Below are 20,341 nucleotides of genomic sequence, written 5' to 3' on the forward strand. Positions count from 1 at the left end.
CCACCAGCGACAACGGCCTCGACGTCAAAGCCGGCGTCCTCGGCGCCATCGCCGTCGACCCCACCGCCGTCGGCGTCGGCGCCACCGTCCTACCCGGCATCGGCCTCGGCATCGGCCCCGGCGGCCTCAGCACCGACCTCACCGGCGCCCACGACCTCGCCCACACCCTCGACGCCGACGTCATCGGCGCCACCGACACCATCGCCGACCCCGCCGTCAGCGACCTCACCACCACCCTCGGCAACCCCACCACCACCCTCGACAGCGGCGACAACGGCCTGCTCGGCACCGGCGTCCTCGGCGGCGACGGCCTGCTCGGCGGCACCCTCGGCAACACCCAGAGCCAGGTCGACGGCCTCGTCGACGGCCTCGGCGTCGACGACACCCTCGGCGGCCTCGGCATCACCACCGGCCCCGCCGGCGTCGTCCCGCCGATCGACGTACCCTCCACCGTGGACGGCGTCACCGGCCAGGTCGACGGCCTGCTGGGCGGGGTGACCGGCACGGTGGGCGGCGTAACGGGTGGCGTGACCGGCGGGGTGACCGGCGACGCCGGGGTCCACGGCGACGCCTCGGCGTCGGCCGGCGGCGGTCTGCTCGGGGTCACCGACGGTCTGCTCTGAGGGAACCCGGTGTAGCGAAAAGGCCGGACCGCCCTGGGCGGTCCGGCCTTTTCCCGGACCCCTCTTGATAATTGCCCTGAAATCCGCACACTTGGTGCGGTGATGGCGGGGATCTGGCTGGACGTACTCGACGAGATCGCCCGTACGTGTCGGGAGCACGGGCGCGGCGACCTGCTCCAGACGGTCCGCGAGAAGCGCGCCCAGCTGCTGGATCCGACGCTGCGGGTGCTGGTCCTCGGCGAGCCGAACCAGGGCAAGAGCCAGCTGGTCAACGCGATCGTCAACGCCCCGGTCTGCCCGGTGGGCGACGGCCGTACCACCGTGCTGCCGACCGTCGTGCGGCACGCCGCGGTCGCCGCCGCCACGGTGGTCCAGGGGCCACCGTCCGCTCCGGGCCGGCCCGGCGGGGGCACCGGGACCGTGGAGCGGACCGAGGTGCCGCTGGACCAGATCACCGCCGGAGTGGCCGGCACCCTGCGCCGGGCCGGCGGCGGTCCGGCGTACGTCGAGATCGGACTCCCCCGTGCCCTGCTCGGCGCGGGCCTGGTGCTGGTGGACACCCCGGGCGCCGACGAGGTGGCCGCGCTCGGCGGCGCCGCGCCGGCCGCCGCGCTGAACCGCGCGGACGCCGTGCTGCTGGTCTCGGACTCGACCCGGGAGCTCTCCGTGGCCGAGCTGAACGTGCTGCTGCACCTCACCCGGTCGCATTCCAACGTGCTGGTGGTGCAGACCAAGACCGACCTGGCGCCGGACTGGCAGGCGGTGGCCGAGCGCAACCGCAAGCACCTCGCCGAGGCCGGTGTGCCGGCGGCGCTGGTCTGCGTGTCGGCGGCGTTGCGGCTGCGCGCGGCCGCCGCCGACGACCGCGGCCTCAACGCCGAGTCGGGCTTTCCGGTGCTGATCGCGCGGCTTCAGCGGGACCTGGCCGGCAAGGCCGACGTGCTGGCGCGGGCGTCGGTGAGCCTGGTCGCCCGCACGGTGGTGGAGCAGCTCGCCGCGCCGCTGCGCGCCGAACTGGCCAGCCAGCAGGCCGAGCGGGAGACCGGGCCGATGTCCCGGCTGCACGCCGCCCAGCGGGAGGCCGACGAGCTGCGCCGGTGCTCCACCCGGTGGCAGAACACGCTCGCCGACGAGATGGCCGACCTGCTCTCCGACATCGAGTACGACCTGCGCGACCGGACCCGGGAGATCCTGCGGATGGTCGACGACGCGTTCGACACCGCCGACCCGCTGGTCGCCTGGGACACCTTCGAGGAGTGGCTGCGGCAGAGCCTGGTCGAGGCGGCCGAGGCCAACCACGAATGGCTGGTGCAGCGCTGCGACTTCGCCGCCCGGCGGGTGGCCGGCAACTTCGCCCGGTACGGCTACGACGTGCTGCCGCCGTGGTCGATGTCGGTGCCCGCGGATCTCGGCGACCGGCTGCCGGGCATGGAGCGGCCGGGCATCGACCGGTTCACCGCCGCCCAGAAGGTGTTCACCGGCATGAAGGGCTCGTACGGCGGCCTGCTGATGTTCGGCCTGGCGATGACGCTGGCCGGGATGCCGATGATCAACCCGGTGTCGATCGGCGCCGGCGCGCTGTTCGGCGGCAAGAGCATCCGGGACGAGAGCCGGCAGCTGCTGCGCCGCCGCCAGGCGACCGTCAAGACGGCGATCCAGCGGTACGTCGACGACTTCTTCGTCCGGATGACGAAGGAGTGCCGGGACGTCACCCGGCAGGTGCAGCGGATGCTGCGGGACCACTTCACCGCGCTGACCGAGGAGTTGCAGGAGGCGATCGTCGCGTCGCTGCGTACCGCGAAGCAGGCCGCGGACACCGACGCGGCGGCGCGCGACCAGCGCCAGCGCGAGATCCGGTTGAAGATGACCCGGCTGGCCGCGCTCTACGAACAGGCGCAGCAGCTGACCGGCGCCCGGCCCGCGCCGGCGACGCTGGAGCCCCGGGCATGACCGTCGGCCTGCGGCTGGACGAGGCGGTGTGGGGGCTGCTGCACCGGGCCCTGGAGTGCTACCGGGACGACGCCCGGGCGACCGCCCACCTGCGCCGCCAGCTGGCCCGGCTGGAGCAGCCGCTGCGCATCGCGATCGCCGGTCCGTGGCGTTCCGGCCGGTCGACGGTGCTGAACGCGCTGATGGGCGAGGAGGTCGCCCCGGTCGAGGGAACCGACGGCAGCGGCGTCTTCACCTGGTACGAGGACGGGGTGCAGCCGGCGGCGACCGCCTATTCGACCAGCCACCCGCCGCAGCAACTGGCGGTGGCCAAGTCGGCGACCGGGATGCGGGTGGACCTGGTCGGCTGGCGGGCGGGCGAGCTGCGCGACATCGTGGTGCGGTGGCCGACCCGGGCGCTGCGGCAGATCACGCTGATCGACACGCCGCCGGTCGGTGGCCCGGACGAGCACGGCCGGTCGCCGGTGCTGGACCGGGTGCTGCGCGAGGCGGACGCCCTGCTCTACCTGACCCGGGACGGCCGGGGCAGCGACCTGCGGGTGCTGGAGTCGGTCCGGGAGAGCGCTGTCGGGCAGGCCGCCCCGGTGCCGGTGGTGCTGGTGCTGTCCCGGTCGGACGAGATCGGGGGCGGGCGGATCGACGCCCTGCTCACCGCCCGGCAGGTCGCCCGCCGGCAGCACCGCGACCCGCGGGTCGACGCGGTCTGCCTGAACGTGGTGGCGTGCAGCGGGCTGCTCGGCCTGGCCGGCCGGGTGCTCAGCGAGTCGGAGTACGCGGCGCTGGCTCAGCTGGCCCGGGTGCCCCGCCCGGAGCTGGAGGCGTACCTGCTCTCCGCCGACCGCTTCCGCCGCGGCGAGCTGCCGGTGGCGTTGGACGCCGAGGTGCGCGCCACGCTGCTGGAGCGGCTGGGTCTGTTCGGCGTCCGGCTGGCCACCACCCTGGTGCGGACGGGTTGCGACAGCCGGGTGGCGCTCTGCGCCGAGCTGATCCGGCGCAGCGGCCTGACCGAGCTGCGCGAGTCGGTACACCGGTTCTTCGTCGACCGGCGGGACACCCTCAAGGCGCGCTCGGCGCTGGCCGCCGTGGAGGCGTTGCTGCGGGCCGAGCCCGGTCCGGGCAGCGCGGAGCTGCTCGGCACGGTCGAGCAGATCCTCGCCGGCGCGCACGAGTTCCAGGAGCTGCGCCTGCTCGCCGCGCTGCGCGACACCCGGATCGGCTTCGACGCCGAGCTGGCCGAGGAGGCGCGGCGGTTGGTCGGTGGCGACGGGGTCGGGCTGGCCGCCCGGCTCGGCGTGGAGCACGACGCGACAGTGCAGCGGCTGTGGGAGGTCGCCGCCGACGCGCAGGCGCGTTGGCGGGAACGCGCGGAGGATCCGGTGCTGCGGCTGGCTCAGCGGCGGGGCGCGGAGGTGGTGGTGCGCAGCTGTGAGGGGTTGCTCGCCGAACTGGCCGAGGGCGGGCGGTGACCGGCCGGCCGAGCGGTCGACGCCGCCGGACGGTCAGGTCGGGCGGCGACCGGCCGCCGCCGGGTCAGGCCGGCCGGACGGCGATGGCGCCGTCGACGGTGCGCAGGATCAGGCGCAGCACCTCGTGCCGGGAGGCGCCGGTCTCGGCGAGGTAGGCCCAGCCCGCGTAGAGCTGGCTCCAGACCAGACTCTGCAACCAGTCCGCCGGCAGCGCCGGGTCGATGGTGCCGTCGGCGTGGCCACGCTCGACCATCGCGGCGAACTCGGGATCGCACCCGGCGGACTGACCGGCGGCCGGGTCGACGCAGAGGTCGGGTTCGGTGAACATGAGCGAGAGCAGGTTGCCCAGGTCGAAGTACTCCTGGCAGAGCCGGCGCAGCGCCGCGGCACCGGTGCCCTCGCCGATCCGGGCCTGGGCCGTGGCGCGGCCCAGCCGGGCGACGGCCTCGGCGCCCACTGCGGCCAGCAGGTCGGACCGCTCGGCGAAGTAGCGGTGCAGGGTGGTGCGCCCCACCTCGGCGGCGGTGGCGATGTCGCCGAGCGACGCGGCGGGGTTGCGCCCCAGCACCTCGATCGCCGCGTCGACGATCGCCTGACGGGTCCGCGCCCGGCTGCCGGACACCTGCTGGTCGGTCACGCCGAGAGGATAGCAACACCCCAGTTCGGAATACAGCTTGACGATAGTGGAACATCGTTGTTCCACTTAGGTCATGGCTCCTTCCAGCTCCGAAGCCACCCTCCCCCGACTCCGCACGCTCGCCTCGTTCCTCGCTCCGCACCGGCGGACGATGCTCCTCGGCCTGGTGCTGGGGCTCGCCGCGAACGCGGCCGGGCTCGCCACGCCGATGGTCACCAAGTGGGTCCTCGACACCCTCGGCGCCGGCCAGTCGATGGCCCAGCCGATCGGCGTCCTGCTGGCACTCGTCGTCGTCGGCGCGGCGATCACACTCTGCCAGTGGCGGCTGCTCGGCACGCTGGCCGAACACATCGTGCTGGACGCGCGGACCGCGCTCGTCCGGCGCTACCTCCGGGCCCGGGTCGGCGACCTGCAACGCCGGCCCACCGGGGAACTGGTCACCCGGGTCACCTCCGACACGCACCTGCTGCGCGAGGCGTCCGGCAGCATCGTCGGCCTGGTCAACGCCGGCATCGCCCTGGTGGGCACGCTGGTGCTGATGGGAGTGCTGGACCTGTTCCTGCTGGGCTGCACCATCGTGGCCGTGCTGGTGGTCGCGGCGGTGATGGGCGCGCTGATGCCCCGGATCGCGGCGGCCGAGGCCGCGGCGCAGGAATCGATGGGGCAGCTCGGCGGGGCGCTGGAGGGCGCGCTGCGGGCGATCCGCACGGTCAAGGCCAGCCGCGCCGAGGCCCGGCTGGGCGAGCGCGTCGTCGCCGACGCCCGCCAGGCCGCGGCACACAGCGTACGGTCGGCGCGGGTCACCGCCTCGGTCTGGACGATCGCGTGGACCGGCATCCAACTGGCGGTCATCGCCATCCTCGGCATCGGCGCCTGGCGGGCGCAGCGCGACCTGCTGGAGATCTCCAGCCTGATCGCCTTCCTGCTGTACGCGTTCCAGCTGATGGGGCCGATCACCGAGCTGACCCAGAACACCACCGCCCTGCAGGCCGGCGTGGCCGCGGCCGGGCGGATCCGGGAGATCGAGGCGATCGACACCGAGCCGGAGACCGCACCCGCCACCGCCACCCGCGCCGCGCCGCCGGCCGATCCGGAGCAGCCGGTGCTGGAGTTCCGGGACGTCACCGCCCGGTACGGTCCGGACGCGCCGCCCGCGGTACGCGGCATCGACCTGGTGATCCCGCGCCGCGGGCACACCGCGATCGTCGGGCCGTCCGGCGCCGGCAAGACCACCCTTTTCTCGCTGATCCTGCGGTTCCTCGAACCCCAGCACGGCCAGCTGCTGCTGGACGGCCGCCCGTACGCCAGCTACCGCCACGACGAGGTGCGCGCCCGGCTGGCGTACGTCGAGCAGGAGACGCCGGTCGTGCCCGGCACCATCCGCGACAACCTGCGGTTCACCCACCCGGACGCCACCGAGGACGAGATCCGCGAGGTGCTGCGCGCGGTACGGCTGGACGAGAAGATAGACTCGCTTCCCGACGGACTGGACACCTCGCTGTCGTCGACCGAGGTGTCCGGCGGCCAGCGGCAACGCATCGCGCTGGCCCGGGCCATGCTGCGGACCCCCGACGTGCTGCTGCTCGACGAGGCGACCGCGCAGGTCGACGGCCTGACCGAGGCGGCCCTGCACGAGTGTGTCCGGCAGCGCGCCGCGGCCGGCGCGGTGATCACCATCGCCCACCGGCTCTCCACCGTGCTCGACGCCGACCGCATCGTCGTGCTGGCGGACGGCCGCATCCGGGCCCAGGGCACCCATGCCGAGCTGCTGGCCGGCGACGACCTCTACCGCCGGCTGGTCGAGGCGCTGCGCATCGCGGCCGAGCGGCGCGACGAGCCGGCGGCGGTGGGCTAGTCGCCGGTGCCGCTACCGGGTGGTGGGCCGGACCGGCGCGTCAGCTGGTGATATGAGCCAGATGATATAGAGCTTTCTCGATCGTATCCGCGTAGGTTGACGCTGACCCGTTCGATCGGGCCGGCACCGGGGCCGAGGGTGACCAGCGGCCGCGGCAGGACCGGGCCGGCGGGTCGTCCGGCGCCGTCCGCGCCGCCCGCCATGGTCGGCGGGCGGGCCGCGGTCGGCACCGGAAACCGCTCCCGTCCGCGGCGCAACCCCCATGAACCCGCGCCGCGGCCGCCCTCAAGGAGGCCACGGATGAGACGAAGCCTCGCCGCCGCGGCAGCAGCGATCCTGCTGCCCGCCGGCGCCCTCACCATCGCGGCGGCACCGGCCGCCGCCGCACCGTCGGACGTCCCCGCCACGAGCGCGGTGGCGCCGCCCGCCGCAGCGTCGTCGGAGATGTTCGCCGCGATGCAGCGGGACCTCGGCCTGACCGCCGACCAGGCCCGCACCCGCGTCGCCCGGGACGAGAAAGGCAGCCGTACCGACTCCTCGCTGCGCCGGTCGCTCGGCGCCGCGTACGCCGGCGGCTGGCTGACCGCCGACGCGCTGGTCGTGGCGGTCACCAGCCCGGCTGCCGCGGACCGGGTCCGGGCCGCCGGCGCACGGCCGAAGCTGGTCGACCGCAGCGGCGCGGACCTCGACCGGATCAAGTCGACGCTGGACCGGCACGCCGCGAAGGCGCCTGCCGCCGCGATCCCCGGCTGGTACGTCGACGTCACCACCAACACGGTGGTGGTGCTCGCCCGGGACACCGGCGCAGCCGCCGCGTTCGTGCGGGCGAGCCGGGTCGACGCCGCCGCCGTCCGGGTGGTGGCCACCACCGAGGCGCCGCGCACCTACTACGACGTGCGCGGCGGCGACGCCTACTACATGGGCGGCCGCTGCTCGGTCGGCTTCTCGGTCACCGGCGGGTTCGTCACCGCCGGCCACTGCGGCACCGTCGGCACCGCCACCCAGGGCTACAACCAGGTCTCGCAGGGCACCTTCCGCGGGTCGTCCTTCCCGGGCAACGACTACGCCTGGGTGCAGACCAACTCCAACTGGACACCGCAGCCGTGGGTGAACAACTACTCCGGCGGCAACGTCACCGTGGCCGGCTCCACCGAGGCGGCGGTCGGCGCGGCGATCTGCCGCTCCGGCTCCACCACCGGGTGGCGGTGCGGCTCGATCCAGGCCAAGAACCAGACGGTCAACTACGCCGAGGGTTCGGTCAGCGGTCTGACCCGCACCAACGCCTGCGCGGAGCCCGGCGACTCGGGTGGCTCGTGGCTCTCCGGCCAGCAGGCGCAGGGCGTCACCTCCGGTGGCTCCGGCAACTGCACCTCCGGCGGGACGACCTACTTCCAGCCGGTCAACGAGATCCTCTCCGCGTACGGGCTGACGCTGCGCACCAGCGGTGGTGGCGGTGAGCCGCCGCCCCCCACCGGCTGCAGCGGCTACGAGGCGACCTACACCGGCTCCATCTCCTCGGGCCAGAGCCGCTACCAGCCGAACGGCAGCTACTACTACTCGTCGGTCTCCGGCACCCACCGCGGCTGCCTGGACGGGCCGACCGGGGTCGACTTCGACCTCTACCTGCAGAAGTGGAACGGCGCCAGCTGGGTGGACGTGGCCGGGTCGTACACGCCCGGCCCGGACGAATCGCTGAGCTACACCGGCACCGCCGGCTACTACCGCTTCGAGGTGCACGCCTACAGCGGCTCGGGCAGCTACTCGATGGGCATCACCAACCCGTGATCCCGACCGGTGCGACCACCGCCGGAGGTCGCACCGGTCCCCGCTGACGGCGGGGTGCGGAGTCCCCTCCGCACCCCGCCGTCCCGCTACCGCAGCAGCCCCAGAGCGGCGGGTTCGAGGTCGACGGCGGCGGCCCAGGTGTGCTCGAAGAGGTCGGCGAGGGTGGCCGCGACGCCGGGATTGCGGATCACCAGAGCACCCGCCTCGGCGCCGGCGGCGGCAGGCACCACGGCGATCCGCCGGTCCAGGATCACCATCTGCCGCACCGGCCGGTCGGTAACCCGGTGCCGGTCGCCGGCCCGGTGCAGCCGCAGCGAGTACGCCAGCTGCGCGGCCCTCGACAGCACGCTGCGGTGCACGACGGTGCGCCACCGCGCGTCACCGCGACGGAGCCGCCGCAGGTAGCGGGCCAGCTCACCTGGGCTGGGCGGCTTCCGGTGCACGGTCAGCACCTCCCGGGCGTCACGAACCAACGCCCAGAGCCGGCCGGCCACCGCCTCCCGGTCGTCGATGCGCTCGACCTCGGGGGCCGGGGCGGCCGGGCCGCCCGCCGGCCGTCCCGCGACGCCGCCGCCGCGCAGCGCGTGGTGGAGCTGCCGCAGCTCCTCCCCCGGCCCGGCGCCGAGTTCGCGGCGCAGCCGGCGGTCGAGCCGCCGGTAGGCGGCCACCGCCTCGGCCGGTCGACCGGCGGCCGCCAGCGCCCGCATCAGCAGGCCGACCAGCGACTCCCGGATCGGGTGCGCGGTGGTCAGGGCGACCAGTTCGCCGACCACCTCCCGGTGGTGGCCGGCGTCGAGGTCCAGGGCGAGCCGCCGCTGCACCGCCGACAGCCGCTCCTCGACCAGGACCGGGGCCAGGGCCCGCGCCAGCGGGGCGTCCTCCCCCAATCCGGCCAGCGGGACACTGCCCCGCCACAGTCCCAACGCCTGCCGGAGCAGCTCCCGGGCTTCCTCGCCGCCGGTCTGCTCGGCGGCGCCGACGAGCCGGCGGAACCGGTGCACGTCGACGCGCTCCGGATCGAGGTCGAGCACATACCCCGGCGGGCAGCCGCGCAGCCCGGCGGTGGGCAGCGCGCGGCGCAGCTGCGAGACGTACACCTGGACGGCCTTGCGGGCCGCGGCCGGCGGCCGGTCACCCCAGACCGCGTCGACCAGGTCGGCGGTCGGTATCAGGCGGCCGGGCTCCATCGCCAGCGCGGCCAGCACCGCCCGCTGCTTGGGCGGTCCCAGCGGCACACCGGCCCCGTCGCGGGTCGCCGCGACGGGACCGAGCAGGTGCAGATCGACGACGCTGCGTGACACACGGCCTCCCAGGACCGCCGCATTCTAGGCGTCCACAGTGGCGCGACGCGACGCCAGCCGATCATTAACCGCCCGTGGTTAGCCTTCCGCCGCGGCCGGCCCCGGCCGCGGCACACCGACCGGCAGCCGGTCGGGCCCACTACCCCGAGGGAACGAGATGAGAAGACCCCTGGCCCTGGTCAGCGCCGCGGTCGTGCTGGCCGCCGCCGCGCTGACCGGCGGCGCGGCGCAGGCCGCACCCCCGGCACCGGCCACGGAACGCGCCGTCGGCACCGCCCGGACACCGGCCACCCCCGAGCCCGAGGCGACCCCGCCGGCGGTCCAACGGGCCAAGCCGTTCCGGGCGGTGCCACCGCCCGCACGGGAACCGGGCGCCAAGGCCGCCCCACCGGACTTCGGCTCGGGCGAGAAGATCCTCTCGGCGTACCACCGGGGGAAGCTGTCCCGCGACGACGCGGTGCGGCACGGACTGGCCGCGCTGCGCGCACCGGAGACGGTGCCGGCCCACCTGCGGCCGACCGGCGCCATCCGCGACCCGCAGCGCTACCTGACCTACCTGTCCATGCTGGCGGCCGGCGCGCAGCCGGAGGTGGCCCGACCGATCGCGCCGGACGTCACCGCGCCCACCGCCGCGCCGACCGCCGCCGCCGGCTACGACGACTGCGCCGCCGAGCCGTACGAGTACCTGGGCGTCACCTACCGGTGCCGGGCCAGCGCGGGTGAGTTCCTCATCCTCTACAACATCGCCTCCGGCAGCCAGCCCGGCATCCCGGCGGACTACAACCCCAACGGTCGGGCCAAGGCCGTGCAGCACATGCTCAACTCCCTGTCGATCGCCGTCGCCGAGTACCGGGAGATGGGCTACCCGCTGCCGGTGCGGCCGGACAAGCCCTGGGTGCTCGTCTACGGCGTGGACGAGCTCCCGGTCGTCGGCGGCCTCGGCTTCCCGATCGACGCCCCCTTCGTGCTGCCGTTCGGGCTGAACCAGCAGGCCACCATGCTGGTGCCCAACGGCCAGGACGACTGGGACTACCTGCCGCGGCACGAACTGTTCCACGTCATGCAGTACCAGTACTGGGACCGCAGCGACGTCAGCCTCGACTACCTCTTCAACTTCGTCGGGGGCAAGGAGTTCGGCTCGATGAACTGGTGGATGGAGGCTACCGCCGAGTGGGCCACCCACCAGACCTACGTCCGCGAGCCGTTCTATCCCATCCCCAACGAGGAGAACCTGTACGCCCGCAACGTCTACGACGTGCTGAGCAAGCCGGGCGCGGCGCTCAACTCGTGGGGCGGGCTGGGCGGCGGTCCGCAGTACGGGGCGTTCCTGCTGCCGAGCTACCTGACCGAGCAGACCGACCCGAACTTCGTACGGCGCACCTGGGAGAGCGTCCGCGACCACGACCACCTGCCGATCGAGGCGATCCGGCACACCGCCAGCGGCTACGGGCTCAACTTCACGGACATGCTGCTCGGCTACCACATCGCCAACTACCGGCTGACCAAGGCGAACGCGGCCCCGGCACCGCACCCGGACGCGTGGCGCAACTACGGCTACACCGACCCGGACGCCGCCGCGCTGTGGCGGATCAACCTCAGCGGCGAGACCGGGACGAGCGACGACGGCCTGGGCAGTGCGCGCCCGGCCCGCAAGAAGCACTCGACCCCGGCCGGCACCCACGTGGAGTACCAGGACATCCTGCGCAAGGGCGGCGCCGTCTACCACGACTTCTGGGCGGTGAAGAACTCCGGCGACTCCAGCTGTGGGTACTGCTCGACGCTGCTCGTCGACGTCACCAAGGACACCAACCGCAGCTCCGCGGTGGTCATCTGGTCGCGTGCCGGTGGCGGTGGGACGGAGTACCCGAGCATCCAGACCGTGCGCTACCCCGACGCGGGTGGCCTGATCACGGTGCCGGACTTCAAGTACCCGATGGTGGCAACCCTGGTCTCCACCTGGACCGAGCTGGACATCCACTCCTCCGACGCGGCGGACAGCCCGAAGACGTTCAGCACCTACGTCGAGACCACGCTGCCGCTCAAACCCCGCTCGTGCACGCTGCGACCGCTCTCGGTGCAGAGCGTGGAGATCAACGTCGAACCGGAGGGCACCTTCAACCGGTACGCGGCCAGCACCCCGGACGGCTGGACCGGCGGCGACTCCACGTACTCGGTCAAGCTGCCGGACGGTCGGATCGTCTGGCTCTTCTCCGACACCTGGATGGGGCCGCTCAACGCCGACGGCACCCGGCCGCTCAGCGCGCCGCTGGTGAACAACACGTTCGTCGTGCAGAACGGTGGCAGCCTGACCACCTACCACGGCGGCACCGCCGGGTCGCCGCAGCCGCTGATGCCGCCCTCCGGGCCCGGCAAGTGGTACTGGGTCGGTGACGGCCACCTCTCCGACGGCCAGCTCCAGGTCGTCTACCAGGAGTACGAGCGGTTCGGCTCGGGCGCCTGGGACTGGCGGTTCAACCGCAACGTGGTGGCGAACTTCGCGCTGTCCAACCTGCGCGAACCGGTCAGCGTGCGGGAACTTCCCTCGGCCAGCGGGGTGGCGTGGGGTTCGGCGCTGCTGCCGGCCAGCCGCAGCATGGACGGTTTCACCTACATCTACGGGGTCGACGACTCGCCGATCAACAAGCAGATGCGCATCGCCCGCGTGTACGGCGACGACCTGGCCGACGGCACCTGGCAGTACCACACCCCGTGGGGCTGGACCTTCCGCGAGCAGAGCTCCCGCAACCTGCTCACCGGCATTGCCAACGAGTACAGCGTCACCCCGTGGCGCAACCAGTTCCTGCTGCTCAGCCAGGACAGCACCCTGGCGTTCAGCGGCCAGATCAACGCCTGGACGTCCTGCTCGCCGTTCGGCCCGTTCACCCAGAAGACCCCGGTCTACCGGATGCCGGAACCAGGACCGTACGGCAGCTACTGGAACCCGAACGTCATCTCGTACAACGCGCACGTGCACGCGTCGCTGAGTTCGGGTGACACGTTCCTCGCGTCGTACAACGTGAACAGCATGGACACCCGGATCTCGCCGGACGGGGACCACTACCGCGACCCGGGGATCTACCGCCCCCGGTTCTTCCGGTTCGTCCTCGGCTGACGGACCACGTCGCGCCGGGCCCGCCTCCGGGCCCGGCGCGGCACCGCCGGTCAGTCGGGCTCGGCCGGCGGGTCGCCGTCCGTCGGGCCGGCCGGTGCGGTCGCCGCGTCCCGGGCCAGTTGGCTGCGGTGGACCTCGACGGCGACGACCAGGTCCTGCCACGGCATGCCGGTGCCCTTGAACAGCCGTGGCCCGCCGTCCGGTAGCCGGTCGCGCCCGGTCACCAGGTGGTGCAGCGGAATCAGCTCGTCCTCCCGGAGCACCCCGGCGGCCAGCGGGATGACCACGTCGCCCGCCTCGCGCAGGGTGCTGGCCCGCGACTCCACGACGACGTGCGAGCGGGCGACGAGCGTGTCGTCGACCTCGCGGGCGCGTGGCGAGTGCGAGCCGATCGCCACGACCACCGCGTCGGCCCGCACCAGCGCCCCGTCGAAGAGCGGGGTGGCCGCACTGGTGCAGCAGCAGATCACGTCCGCCCCGCGCACCGCGGCGGCGGCCGAGGCCGGGTCGCGGGCGTCGACCGCGACGCCGGTGCCGGCGAGTCGGGCGGCCAGCCGGTCCCGCCGCGGGCCGGGCCGGGCCACCACGGTCACCGCGCCGACGTCGTGCAGCGCGAGCAGCGCCTCGGCATGGCCGAGCGCCTGCGGGCCGGCCCCGAACACGGCGAGCCGCAACGGCCCGGCGGTGGTGGGCGGCAGCAGGTGCCGCACCGCGAGCGCGGACATCGCCGGCGTACGCAGGTTCGTCAGCCCGGCGCCGTCGACGATCGCCGCCGGGCGTTGCTCCGGGCCGGTGAAGAGCAGGAACGCCCCCTGGATCAGCGGCCGGTCGCGGCCAGGGTTGTCCGGGGTGCTGGTGAGCAGCTTGCAGCCGGTGTGGCCGTTCCGGGTGGCGGGCATGACCAGCAGTTCGCCGGTCGCGGTGGCCAGCCGTGAGCGGGGCGGCTGCCGCTCCGGGTCGAGGCCCTCGACGAGGGCGGTCTCCAGGGCGTCGACCGCTGCCCGGATCGGCGTCCGCGCGATGTCGGCCGCGCCGATGAGGTGCATCCCGGCGAAGGTGGCGGCGGTCGGCGCGGCGAACTCGGTCACGGGCGGCTCCGGGATGGGCGGCGGGCGGGACAGCCCGAGGCTAGTCCCCGGTCACGGCCGGAAGCCCGACCGGCGGAAGGTCCCCTCGGGCGGGGGGCGAAGGTCCCGTCGACTGTGGTCCGCCGGCACTGCTCGCGCCCGCCCGGAACCGGTGGAATGAAGTCGTAGCCAAGAAGTGAGAGGAGCAGGCGCCATGACCGCCATCGCAGAGCGCCCGACCGTCAACCGCACCGCCAGCACCGCCCACCGGGCGATCACCGTCCCGGCCGAGACCACGCGGGAGAGGGCGACCCGGTACACGCTCGCCGGCCTGCGCCTCGCCCTCGGCTGGACCTTCCTCTGGGCCTTCCTCGACAAGCTGTTCGGGCTCGGCCACTCGACCGAGAGCGCCAAGGCCTGGATCAACGGCGGCAGCCCCACCAAGGGCTTCCTCGGCAACGCGGTCGCCGGACCGTTCGCCGACTTCTACCGGTCGTTCGCCGGCGCCGCCTGGGCCGACTGGCTCTTCATGATCGGTCTCGCCGCCATCGGCACCGCCCTGATGCTCGGCATCGGCATCCGGGTCGCCGCCGCCGCCGGCGCGCTGCTCCTGGTCCTGATGTGGACGGCCGTCCTGCCCCCGGCGAACAACCCCTTCATGGACGACCACCTCATCTACGCCGGTGTCCTCGGGGTCCTCGCCCTCACCGCCGCCGGCAACACCCTCGGCCTCGGCCGGTACTGGAGCCGGCTGCGGATCGTGCGGCGGCTGTCCTTCCTGAAGTGACCACCGGCCCGCGAGGGCGGCACCCACACCGGGTGCCGCCCTCGCGGTGTGCCGGGCCCCGTCCGCCGGTAACCCGGCGGGCGGGGCGGTCGGCTGTCACACCGGCACGACGGCGAGCCGGCCACCGGTGGGCGGCGCGGTGCCGGCCAGGCTGAGCAGCGTGTGCCCGGTGGCGTCGTCGACCAGCGCGACCCGTACCGCGCCGGGCTCCGGGTCGGCCACCGGCACGGCGAACACCGCGGTCGCCGGGCGGCCCTGGTAGCGCGCGGCGTGCGTGACGAAGCGCCACTCGCCGTCGTCCCAGTGCTCGCGGACGTCCGAGCGGAGCAGCGCCGCCACCCGGCGGTAGGCGTCGCTGAGCTGGAGCTGCTGCACGGTGGCGAGCAGCGGTACACCGGAGCCGCCGCGCAGCGGGTGGGTCAGCCGGGCGCGCAGCCGGCGCAGCGGCAGCAGCCAGGCCCGGTCGAGTTCGGGCGAGAGCGCCACCACCGCCGCCAGCTCGGTGAGCAGCACCGCGCCGCCGGCCACCGGCCGGTCGCCGAGCGCGTCCGGCCAGCCGGTGGTGGCCAGCGCGGCCAGGCCGCCGGCGGCCACCAGCAGCCCGGCCCGGGCCAGGCCGCGACCGGAGACCGGGGTCGGCCGGGCGCTCAGGCACCCGCAGGACGAGGTTGGCGCGGCCCGGCGGGCGTAGCCGAGGTACGCGAGGAAGCCCGCGGCCAGCACGGTCGCGGCGACCGCCTCCAGCCGCAGCACCGGCGGGAGCAGGAGCAGCCCGCCGAGGGTCAGCTCGACGCCGCCGAGCAGCCGGTACGCCGGCAGCGCCCGACGCTGACCGACCAGCCGGACGAGCGCCGACCGGTGGGCCGCGGCGGCGGCGTGCCGGCTGACCAGCTTGACGCGGGCGGACCAGATCAGCACCGCACCGACGACCAGTGGTTGCAGCGCCGCGATCATTTCGATCATGGGTTTTCCCCTCGAACGGTCCGGCGGCGGCACCCCGGGCGGACCGGTGCCGCCCGGGGCGCCGCGCGCGTCAGGCGGCGGCGTAGACGGTGGCGATGTCGATCTCGTTGGTGTCCGGGTGCCAGGCGCCGAGCACCTGGACGTGCCGGCCGACCCGCAGCAGCGACATGTCGCTGATCGCCGGGGTGCCGTTGTAGACCGCCGCCGACCGGCCGGGCACCACGTGCGCGAGGATGCGCTGGCCCTTGTGGTCGAGGTGCAGCACGTTGCGGCCGACCGCCGCGATGTGCCCGTGCAGGTTGACGATGTTGACCCACACCGAGTCGGCGGCCAGCGTGCCGTCCGGCAGGCGAACGCCGCGGGCGTACAGCCCGTCGCCGACGGACACCCGGTCGAAGGTGGTCGGGTGCAGCTTCCAGATGCTCGTGCCGTCGGTGATCCGGATCGAGTGCAGCACGGTGTCCGAGCCGGTGACCAGCAGCATGCTGCCGGAGATCTTGCTGATCCGGCCCTCGGCGAAGTTCGGGTCCGGAGCGCCGGGCTCGACGGCGGTGGCCTCGGCGGCGAAGGCGGCCTCGGGGGCGAGCGAGCCGAGCGCGGTGGCGCCGACCACGCCGCCGAGCGCGGCGGTGGCGAGCAGCCGCCGACGGTCCAGGGTCTGGTCCATGGTGGTGCCCTCCCGTTCAGGTGGTGACCGAGCAGGGCCGCAGCCCGGTGGAGAGACTGGCGATCGCGCTGTACGCGGCGGGCGTCAGGTCGATCACCCGGTTGCTGCCGCAGGCCGAGCCGCAGCAGGTGCGCTCGCCGCAGAACAGGTCGGTCTGCGGTCCGCAGTCGGCGATCGTGGTGCCGATCCGGGCGCCGTTGCACAGGTTGGTGGTGTAGTGCCGGAAGCCGCAGCCGCGGCGGCTCATCCCGGTGATCCCGCAGGCGTGCGGGCGGGTGATGGCCAGGCACGCGTCCGAGGTGTTCGGCCAGGCGTGCTGGTAGTTGCCGGATCTGCAGGTGCCGCAGGCGCCACCGCCGGCCGTGCCGCAGGGACCCCAGGCGCTGCCGCAGCAGAACCAGGACACCTCACCTTGCAGGGCTGCCATGGGTGCCTCCCCTCCTGGAACGTGATCGAGAACGATCAGTGTCTATATAGACGCTGATTGTTGTGTCACAAATCACCGAAGTCAACGGGAGGATGGAAGCTTTCCTACAGGCGCGGAGACCGGCGATCCCGACCCGGTGAGCCGCGGCGACGCCGGCGCGACCGGAACGAACCCCGGCCACCGTCGCGGCGCCGCCGCCCACCCGGCGGGCCGCCGGGTTCAGTCGGCCACGGTCAGGTCGAGCGTGGCGAGCCGATCCGGGTCGGCGAGCACGTCGATGGCGACGATCCGGCCGTCGGTGACGGTGAAGCCCATCACCGACAGCGGCCGGCCGTTGGCCACCACCACGACCCCGGCCGTCCCGTTGACCAGCGCCGGGCGGGCGAACGGGCTGAGCCGCCCGAAGGTGATCGCCTGCCCGGCGACCGCCCGGGCGCCGGTGACCACCACTGTGTGGCGCGGGCGGGCCGACCCGCCGTCGGAGCGCAGCACGACGTCGGGGTGCAGCACCGCGACCAGCGCGTCGAAGTCGCCGTCGCGGGCGGCGGCGAAGAACGCGTCGACCACCCTCCGCTGGCGGGCGAGGTCGGCGTCGGGCGCCGGCGCCTGCCCGCGTACCCGGCGGCGGGCGCGGCTGGCCAGTTGCCGGGCCGCGGCCGGTGACCGGTCGACCATCGGCGCGATCTCCTCGAAGGGCACCGCGAACATGTCGTGCAGCACGAACGCGAGGCGCTCGGCCGGGGTCAGCGTCTCCAGCACCACCAGCAGCGCCAACCCGACGGAGTCGGCCAGCACCGCCTCGTGCTCCGGGTCCAGGCCGGAGTCCGGGCTGATGACCGGGTCCGGCACCCGTACGTCGAACGGCTCCTCCCGCCGCGACCCGCGCGAGCGCAGCATGTTCAGGCACACCCGGGCCACCACCGTGGTCAGCCAACCGGCCGGGTTCTCCACGCCACCGGCGTCGGCGCGGCTGACCCGCAACCAGGCCTCCTGGACGGCGTCATCGGCCTCAATGACCGAACCGAGCATCCGGTACGCCACCGCCCGCAGCCGGCTCCGGTGCTCCTCGAACCGCTCGGTCAGCCACTCGCGCTCGTCCACCTGTCACTCCTCGCCGGGGTCGCTACCTCGTTGACCCGCCGCGCCCGGCCGATGTGACCGGCGGGGCGGATTCCGGTCGGTGCCGGCGCGCGGCCAGCGCCCGGAGCGCGACCCCGACGGTCCAGGCGAGCAGCGGCAACAGGGCCACCCGCTCCATCCCGCCGACGCCGAAGCCGAGGTCGACCCGGGCCAGGAACAGTACCGTGCCGGCCGTGCGGGTCAGCCCCAGCCCGAGGCTCCACCAGCGCACCGCGCCCAGCACCGTGGAGCGCCGGGCCAGGGCGGCCAGCAGCATCCCGAGGTTGCCCAGCACGAAGATCAGCAGAGCGGCGAGGAAGTGCCGGTTCTCGTCCACGTCCGCCGGATACGCGCCGGCCAGGACGTACCCGCCCGCGCCGGCGAGGGTCAGCAGTTGCGCGGCCCGGACGGCGACGCCCCGGCCCAGCACCGACCAGGTGAGCACCACACCGAGGGCGAGCAGGACGCCGGTGGACCGGCGGCGCACTGGGCCTACCCGACCGGCCGGAGGTAGGGCTGGACATACCCGGAAGCTACGCCCAGCCGGCTGGGGCGGTCCGCACAGCCCGATTAGCGTCGGCCGCATGACACAGGCTGACCCGCCGTACCTGGCCCAGGCGCTGCGCCGACCCCGCTACCTGCTCTCCTGGTGGCCCTGGCGGGCACTGGCCTACCTGCTCACCACCGTGCCGATCGCCGGTGCGCTCGCCGTCGGGCTGCTCGTCGTCGGGGCACCGCTGCTGGCGGCCGTCAACGCGGTGCGGCAGGGCCGCCCGGTCGAGCTTCCGCTCGTGCTGTTCCTGACCGTCGGCAGCCTGGTCACCCTGGCCCTCGCGCCGATCGTGAGCATCCCGGTGGCCGCCGTCGAGCGGTGGCGGCTCGGCGTGGTCGACGAACGGCGGCTGCCGCCGGGCCGCTGGTCGGGTCTGTCCGCCCGCTACACCACCGCCGCGGCCTGGCGCGAGGTCGCGTACGCCTGCTGGCTCGGCACCGTGGTGCCGATCGCGTACTGGGTGTTCGCGCTGGTCGCGCTGCTCGACCTGACGCTGGTGGCCAGTCCCTGGCTGGCCGGGGACGCCGACGAGGTGATCGTTGTCTGGGCCACGGTGGACACCCCGAGCGAGGCCGTCCCGTACGCGGTCCTGGGCGTGCTGGCGGTCCCGGCGCTCTGGTACGCAGCGGGGGCGCTCGCCGCCGGCCAGGCGGCGGTGGCCCGGTGGCTGCTCGGGCGCTCCGACGACGGTGCGGCCCTACGGGAGGTCGCCCGGTCGCGGACCCGGCTGGTCGACGCGTACGAGGCGGAGCGGCGCCGCATCGAGCGGGACGTGCACGACGGCGCGCAGCCCCGGCTCACCAGCCTCACCCTCCAGCTCGGCCTGGCCCGGCTCGACGTGCCGGCGGACTCCCCCGCGGCCCGGCCGCTGGCCATCGCCCACGACCAGGCCAAGGACCTGATGGTCATGTTGCGGCAGATCGTGCACGGCATCCGCCCACAGAGTCTCACCGACCTCTGTCTGGCCGGCGCGGTCCGGGAGCTGGCGGGCGAGGCCACCATCCCGGTCACCGTGCACGCCGAACTCGGTCAACCGCTGCCCGAGACGATCGAGACCACCGCCTACTACGTGGTGTCCGAGGCGCTCGGCAACGTGGCCCGGCACGCCCGGGCCGGCCGGGCCGAGGTGCGGCTCACCCGCACCGGCGACCAGCTCGTGGTGGAGGTCCACGACGACGGTCGGGGCGGCGCCGACCCGGCCCGCGGCACCGGGCTGACCGGCCTGTCCGACCGGGTGGCCGCGGCCGGTGGCCGGTTGCTGCTGGCCAGCCCGGCCGGCGGCCCTACCCTGGTGCGGGTGGAGCTGCCGTGCCGCTGACCCGGGTCGTGCTCGCCGAGGACGAGGTGCTGCTCCGGGAAGGGCTGGTCGCCCTGCTGACCCGGTTCGGCTTCGAGGTCGTCGCCGCCGTCGGCTCGGCGCCGGCGCTGCTGGACGCGGCGCGTACGCACCAGCCGGACCTGGTGGTCACCGACATCCGGATGCCGCCGGACGGCCGGGACGACGGGCTGCGCGCGGCCGTCGCGCTGCGCGCCGAGCGGCCGGGGCTCGCGGTGGTGGTGCTCAGCCAGCACGTCCAGGCCGAGTACGCCGCCGCGCTGCTGGACAGCGGCGACGGCCGCCGGATCGGCTACCTGCTCAAGGACCGGGTGGTCGAGGTGGCCGAGTTCGTCGACAACCTGCGCACGGTCGTCGCCGGGGGCACCGTGGTCGACCCCGACGTGGTACGCCGGCTGCTGCATCGCCCGCGCGACCCGCTCGCCGCTCTCTCGCCCCGGGAGCGGGAGGTGCTGATGCTGCTCGCCGAGGGCCGCTCCAACGCGGCGATCGCCGCCCGGCTGCACGTCACCGAGGCGGCGGTCGGCAAGCACGTCGGCAACATCCTGACCAAGCTCGGTCTGCTGCCCAGCGACGACACCAACCGCCGGGTGCTGGCGGTGCTCACCTACCTGCGCGCCGGCCCAGCGGGCTGAACCGACGGGCCGAGCCGGCCGGGGCGAGCCGCTCGGATCGAGCCGGCCGGGGCGGCGG

General features: G+C 74.4%; 16 protein-coding genes and 1 pseudogene. 9 read left to right on the forward strand and 8 right to left on the reverse strand.

Annotation, left to right across the window (positions count from 1 at the left end):
• The 3 genes and pseudogenes from DLJ47_RS35730 to DLJ47_RS13375 all read left to right on the forward strand — a co-directional run.
• Nucleotides 1-623 (forward strand): annotated as a pseudogene (locus DLJ47_RS35730) (hypothetical protein); the annotation flags it as partial.
• 102 nt (nucleotides 624-725) lie between these two features.
• Nucleotides 726-2,573, forward strand: a complete 1,848-nt coding sequence (locus DLJ47_RS13370) for a dynamin family protein (protein ID WP_109900345.1) — start codon at nucleotides 726-728, stop codon at nucleotides 2,571-2,573.
• Nucleotides 2,570-4,039 (forward strand): GTP-binding protein, encoded by a 1,470-nt coding sequence (locus DLJ47_RS13375; RefSeq protein WP_199235824.1) that lies wholly within the window; start codon nucleotides 2,570-2,572, stop codon nucleotides 4,037-4,039. The genes DLJ47_RS13370 and DLJ47_RS13375 overlap by 4 nt, the downstream gene beginning before the upstream one ends.
• A gap of 64 nt (nucleotides 4,040-4,103) precedes the next feature.
• On the opposite strand, the gene DLJ47_RS13380 is transcribed toward DLJ47_RS13375, so the two are convergent.
• Nucleotides 4,104-4,676 (reverse strand): TetR/AcrR family transcriptional regulator, encoded by a 573-nt coding sequence (locus tag DLJ47_RS13380; protein WP_109900346.1) that lies wholly within the window; start codon nucleotides 4,674-4,676, stop codon nucleotides 4,104-4,106.
• A 73-nt stretch (nucleotides 4,677-4,749) separates the two neighbouring features.
• On the opposite strand from DLJ47_RS13380, the gene DLJ47_RS13385 reads away from it, so the two are divergent.
• Both DLJ47_RS13385 and DLJ47_RS13390 read left to right on the forward strand, forming a co-directional pair.
• Complete coding sequence (locus DLJ47_RS13385) at nucleotides 4,750-6,531, forward strand: ABC transporter ATP-binding protein (protein WP_233257812.1); 1,782 nt, start codon at nucleotides 4,750-4,752, stop codon at nucleotides 6,529-6,531.
• A 300-nt stretch (nucleotides 6,532-6,831) separates the two neighbouring features.
• Nucleotides 6,832-8,316, forward strand: coding sequence for a S1 family peptidase (locus tag DLJ47_RS13390; RefSeq protein ID WP_233257813.1), 1,485 nt, complete (start codon nucleotides 6,832-6,834; stop codon nucleotides 8,314-8,316).
• A gap of 86 nt (nucleotides 8,317-8,402) precedes the next feature.
• Here the strand turns inward: DLJ47_RS13390 and DLJ47_RS13395 are convergent, their stop codons facing one another.
• Entirely contained in the window at nucleotides 8,403-9,617 is a 1,215-nt protein-coding gene (locus tag DLJ47_RS13395; RefSeq protein ID WP_109900348.1) for an AfsR/SARP family transcriptional regulator, read from the reverse strand.
• A 157-nt stretch (nucleotides 9,618-9,774) separates the two neighbouring features.
• Between DLJ47_RS13395 and DLJ47_RS13400 the strand changes: the two genes are divergently transcribed.
• A complete protein-coding gene (locus DLJ47_RS13400; protein ID WP_109900349.1) occupies nucleotides 9,775-12,729 on the forward strand; it encodes a hypothetical protein in 2,955 nt (984 codons plus the stop codon).
• A gap of 50 nt (nucleotides 12,730-12,779) precedes the next feature.
• Here the strand turns inward: DLJ47_RS13400 and DLJ47_RS13405 are convergent, their stop codons facing one another.
• Nucleotides 12,780-13,817: an ornithine cyclodeaminase family protein gene (locus DLJ47_RS13405; RefSeq protein ID WP_233257814.1), complete on the reverse strand. Its 1,038-nt coding sequence runs from the start codon at nucleotides 13,815-13,817 to the stop codon at nucleotides 12,780-12,782.
• Nucleotides 13,818-14,010: 193 nt separating this feature from the next.
• Here DLJ47_RS13405 and DLJ47_RS13410 point away from each other — a divergent pair, with 193 nt between their 5' ends.
• Nucleotides 14,011-14,583: a DoxX family membrane protein gene (locus tag DLJ47_RS13410; RefSeq protein WP_109900350.1), complete on the forward strand. Its 573-nt coding sequence runs from the start codon at nucleotides 14,011-14,013 to the stop codon at nucleotides 14,581-14,583.
• A gap of 96 nt (nucleotides 14,584-14,679) precedes the next feature.
• On the opposite strand, the gene DLJ47_RS13415 is transcribed toward DLJ47_RS13410, so the two are convergent.
• The 5 genes from DLJ47_RS13415 to DLJ47_RS13435 all read right to left on the reverse strand — a co-directional run bounded on the left by DLJ47_RS13415 (nucleotide 14,680) and on the right by DLJ47_RS13435 (nucleotide 18,246).
• Entirely contained in the window at nucleotides 14,680-15,546 is an 867-nt protein-coding gene (locus DLJ47_RS13415) for a MauE/DoxX family redox-associated membrane protein (RefSeq protein ID WP_199235825.1), read from the reverse strand.
• Between the two features lie 70 nt (nucleotides 15,547-15,616).
• Nucleotides 15,617-16,213, reverse strand: coding sequence for a cell wall protein (locus tag DLJ47_RS13420; RefSeq protein ID WP_109900351.1), 597 nt, complete (start codon nucleotides 16,211-16,213; stop codon nucleotides 15,617-15,619).
• Between the two features lie 16 nt (nucleotides 16,214-16,229).
• Nucleotides 16,230-16,640: a hypothetical protein gene (locus DLJ47_RS13425; protein WP_088993307.1), complete on the reverse strand. Its 411-nt coding sequence runs from the start codon at nucleotides 16,638-16,640 to the stop codon at nucleotides 16,230-16,232.
• A gap of 219 nt (nucleotides 16,641-16,859) precedes the next feature.
• Nucleotides 16,860-17,741 (reverse strand): RNA polymerase sigma factor SigJ, encoded by an 882-nt coding sequence (gene sigJ, locus DLJ47_RS13430; protein ID WP_109900352.1) that lies wholly within the window; start codon nucleotides 17,739-17,741, stop codon nucleotides 16,860-16,862.
• A gap of 22 nt (nucleotides 17,742-17,763) precedes the next feature.
• The gene (locus DLJ47_RS13435) at nucleotides 17,764-18,246 is read right to left on the reverse strand and encodes a DUF998 domain-containing protein (RefSeq protein WP_233257815.1); all 483 of its coding nucleotides are present in this window, start codon (nucleotides 18,244-18,246) and stop codon (nucleotides 17,764-17,766) included.
• A 97-nt stretch (nucleotides 18,247-18,343) separates the two neighbouring features.
• Between DLJ47_RS13435 and DLJ47_RS13440 the strand changes: the two genes are divergently transcribed.
• Together DLJ47_RS13440 and DLJ47_RS13445 are read left to right on the forward strand one after the other, a co-directional pair.
• Nucleotides 18,344-19,630 (forward strand): sensor histidine kinase, encoded by a 1,287-nt coding sequence (locus DLJ47_RS13440; protein WP_109900354.1) that lies wholly within the window; start codon nucleotides 18,344-18,346, stop codon nucleotides 19,628-19,630.
• On the forward strand, nucleotides 19,627-20,283 hold the full coding sequence (locus tag DLJ47_RS13445) for a response regulator transcription factor (protein WP_199235836.1): 657 nt from the start codon (nucleotides 19,627-19,629) through the stop codon (nucleotides 20,281-20,283). Before DLJ47_RS13440 ends, DLJ47_RS13445 begins: the two co-directional genes overlap by 4 nt.
• Nucleotides 20,284-20,341: the final 58 nt, after the last annotated feature.

The sequence above is a fragment of the Micromonospora sp. S4605 genome, from assembly GCF_003176715.1.
GTDB classification, from domain to species: domain Bacteria; phylum Actinomycetota; class Actinomycetes; order Mycobacteriales; family Micromonosporaceae; genus Micromonospora; species Micromonospora echinaurantiaca.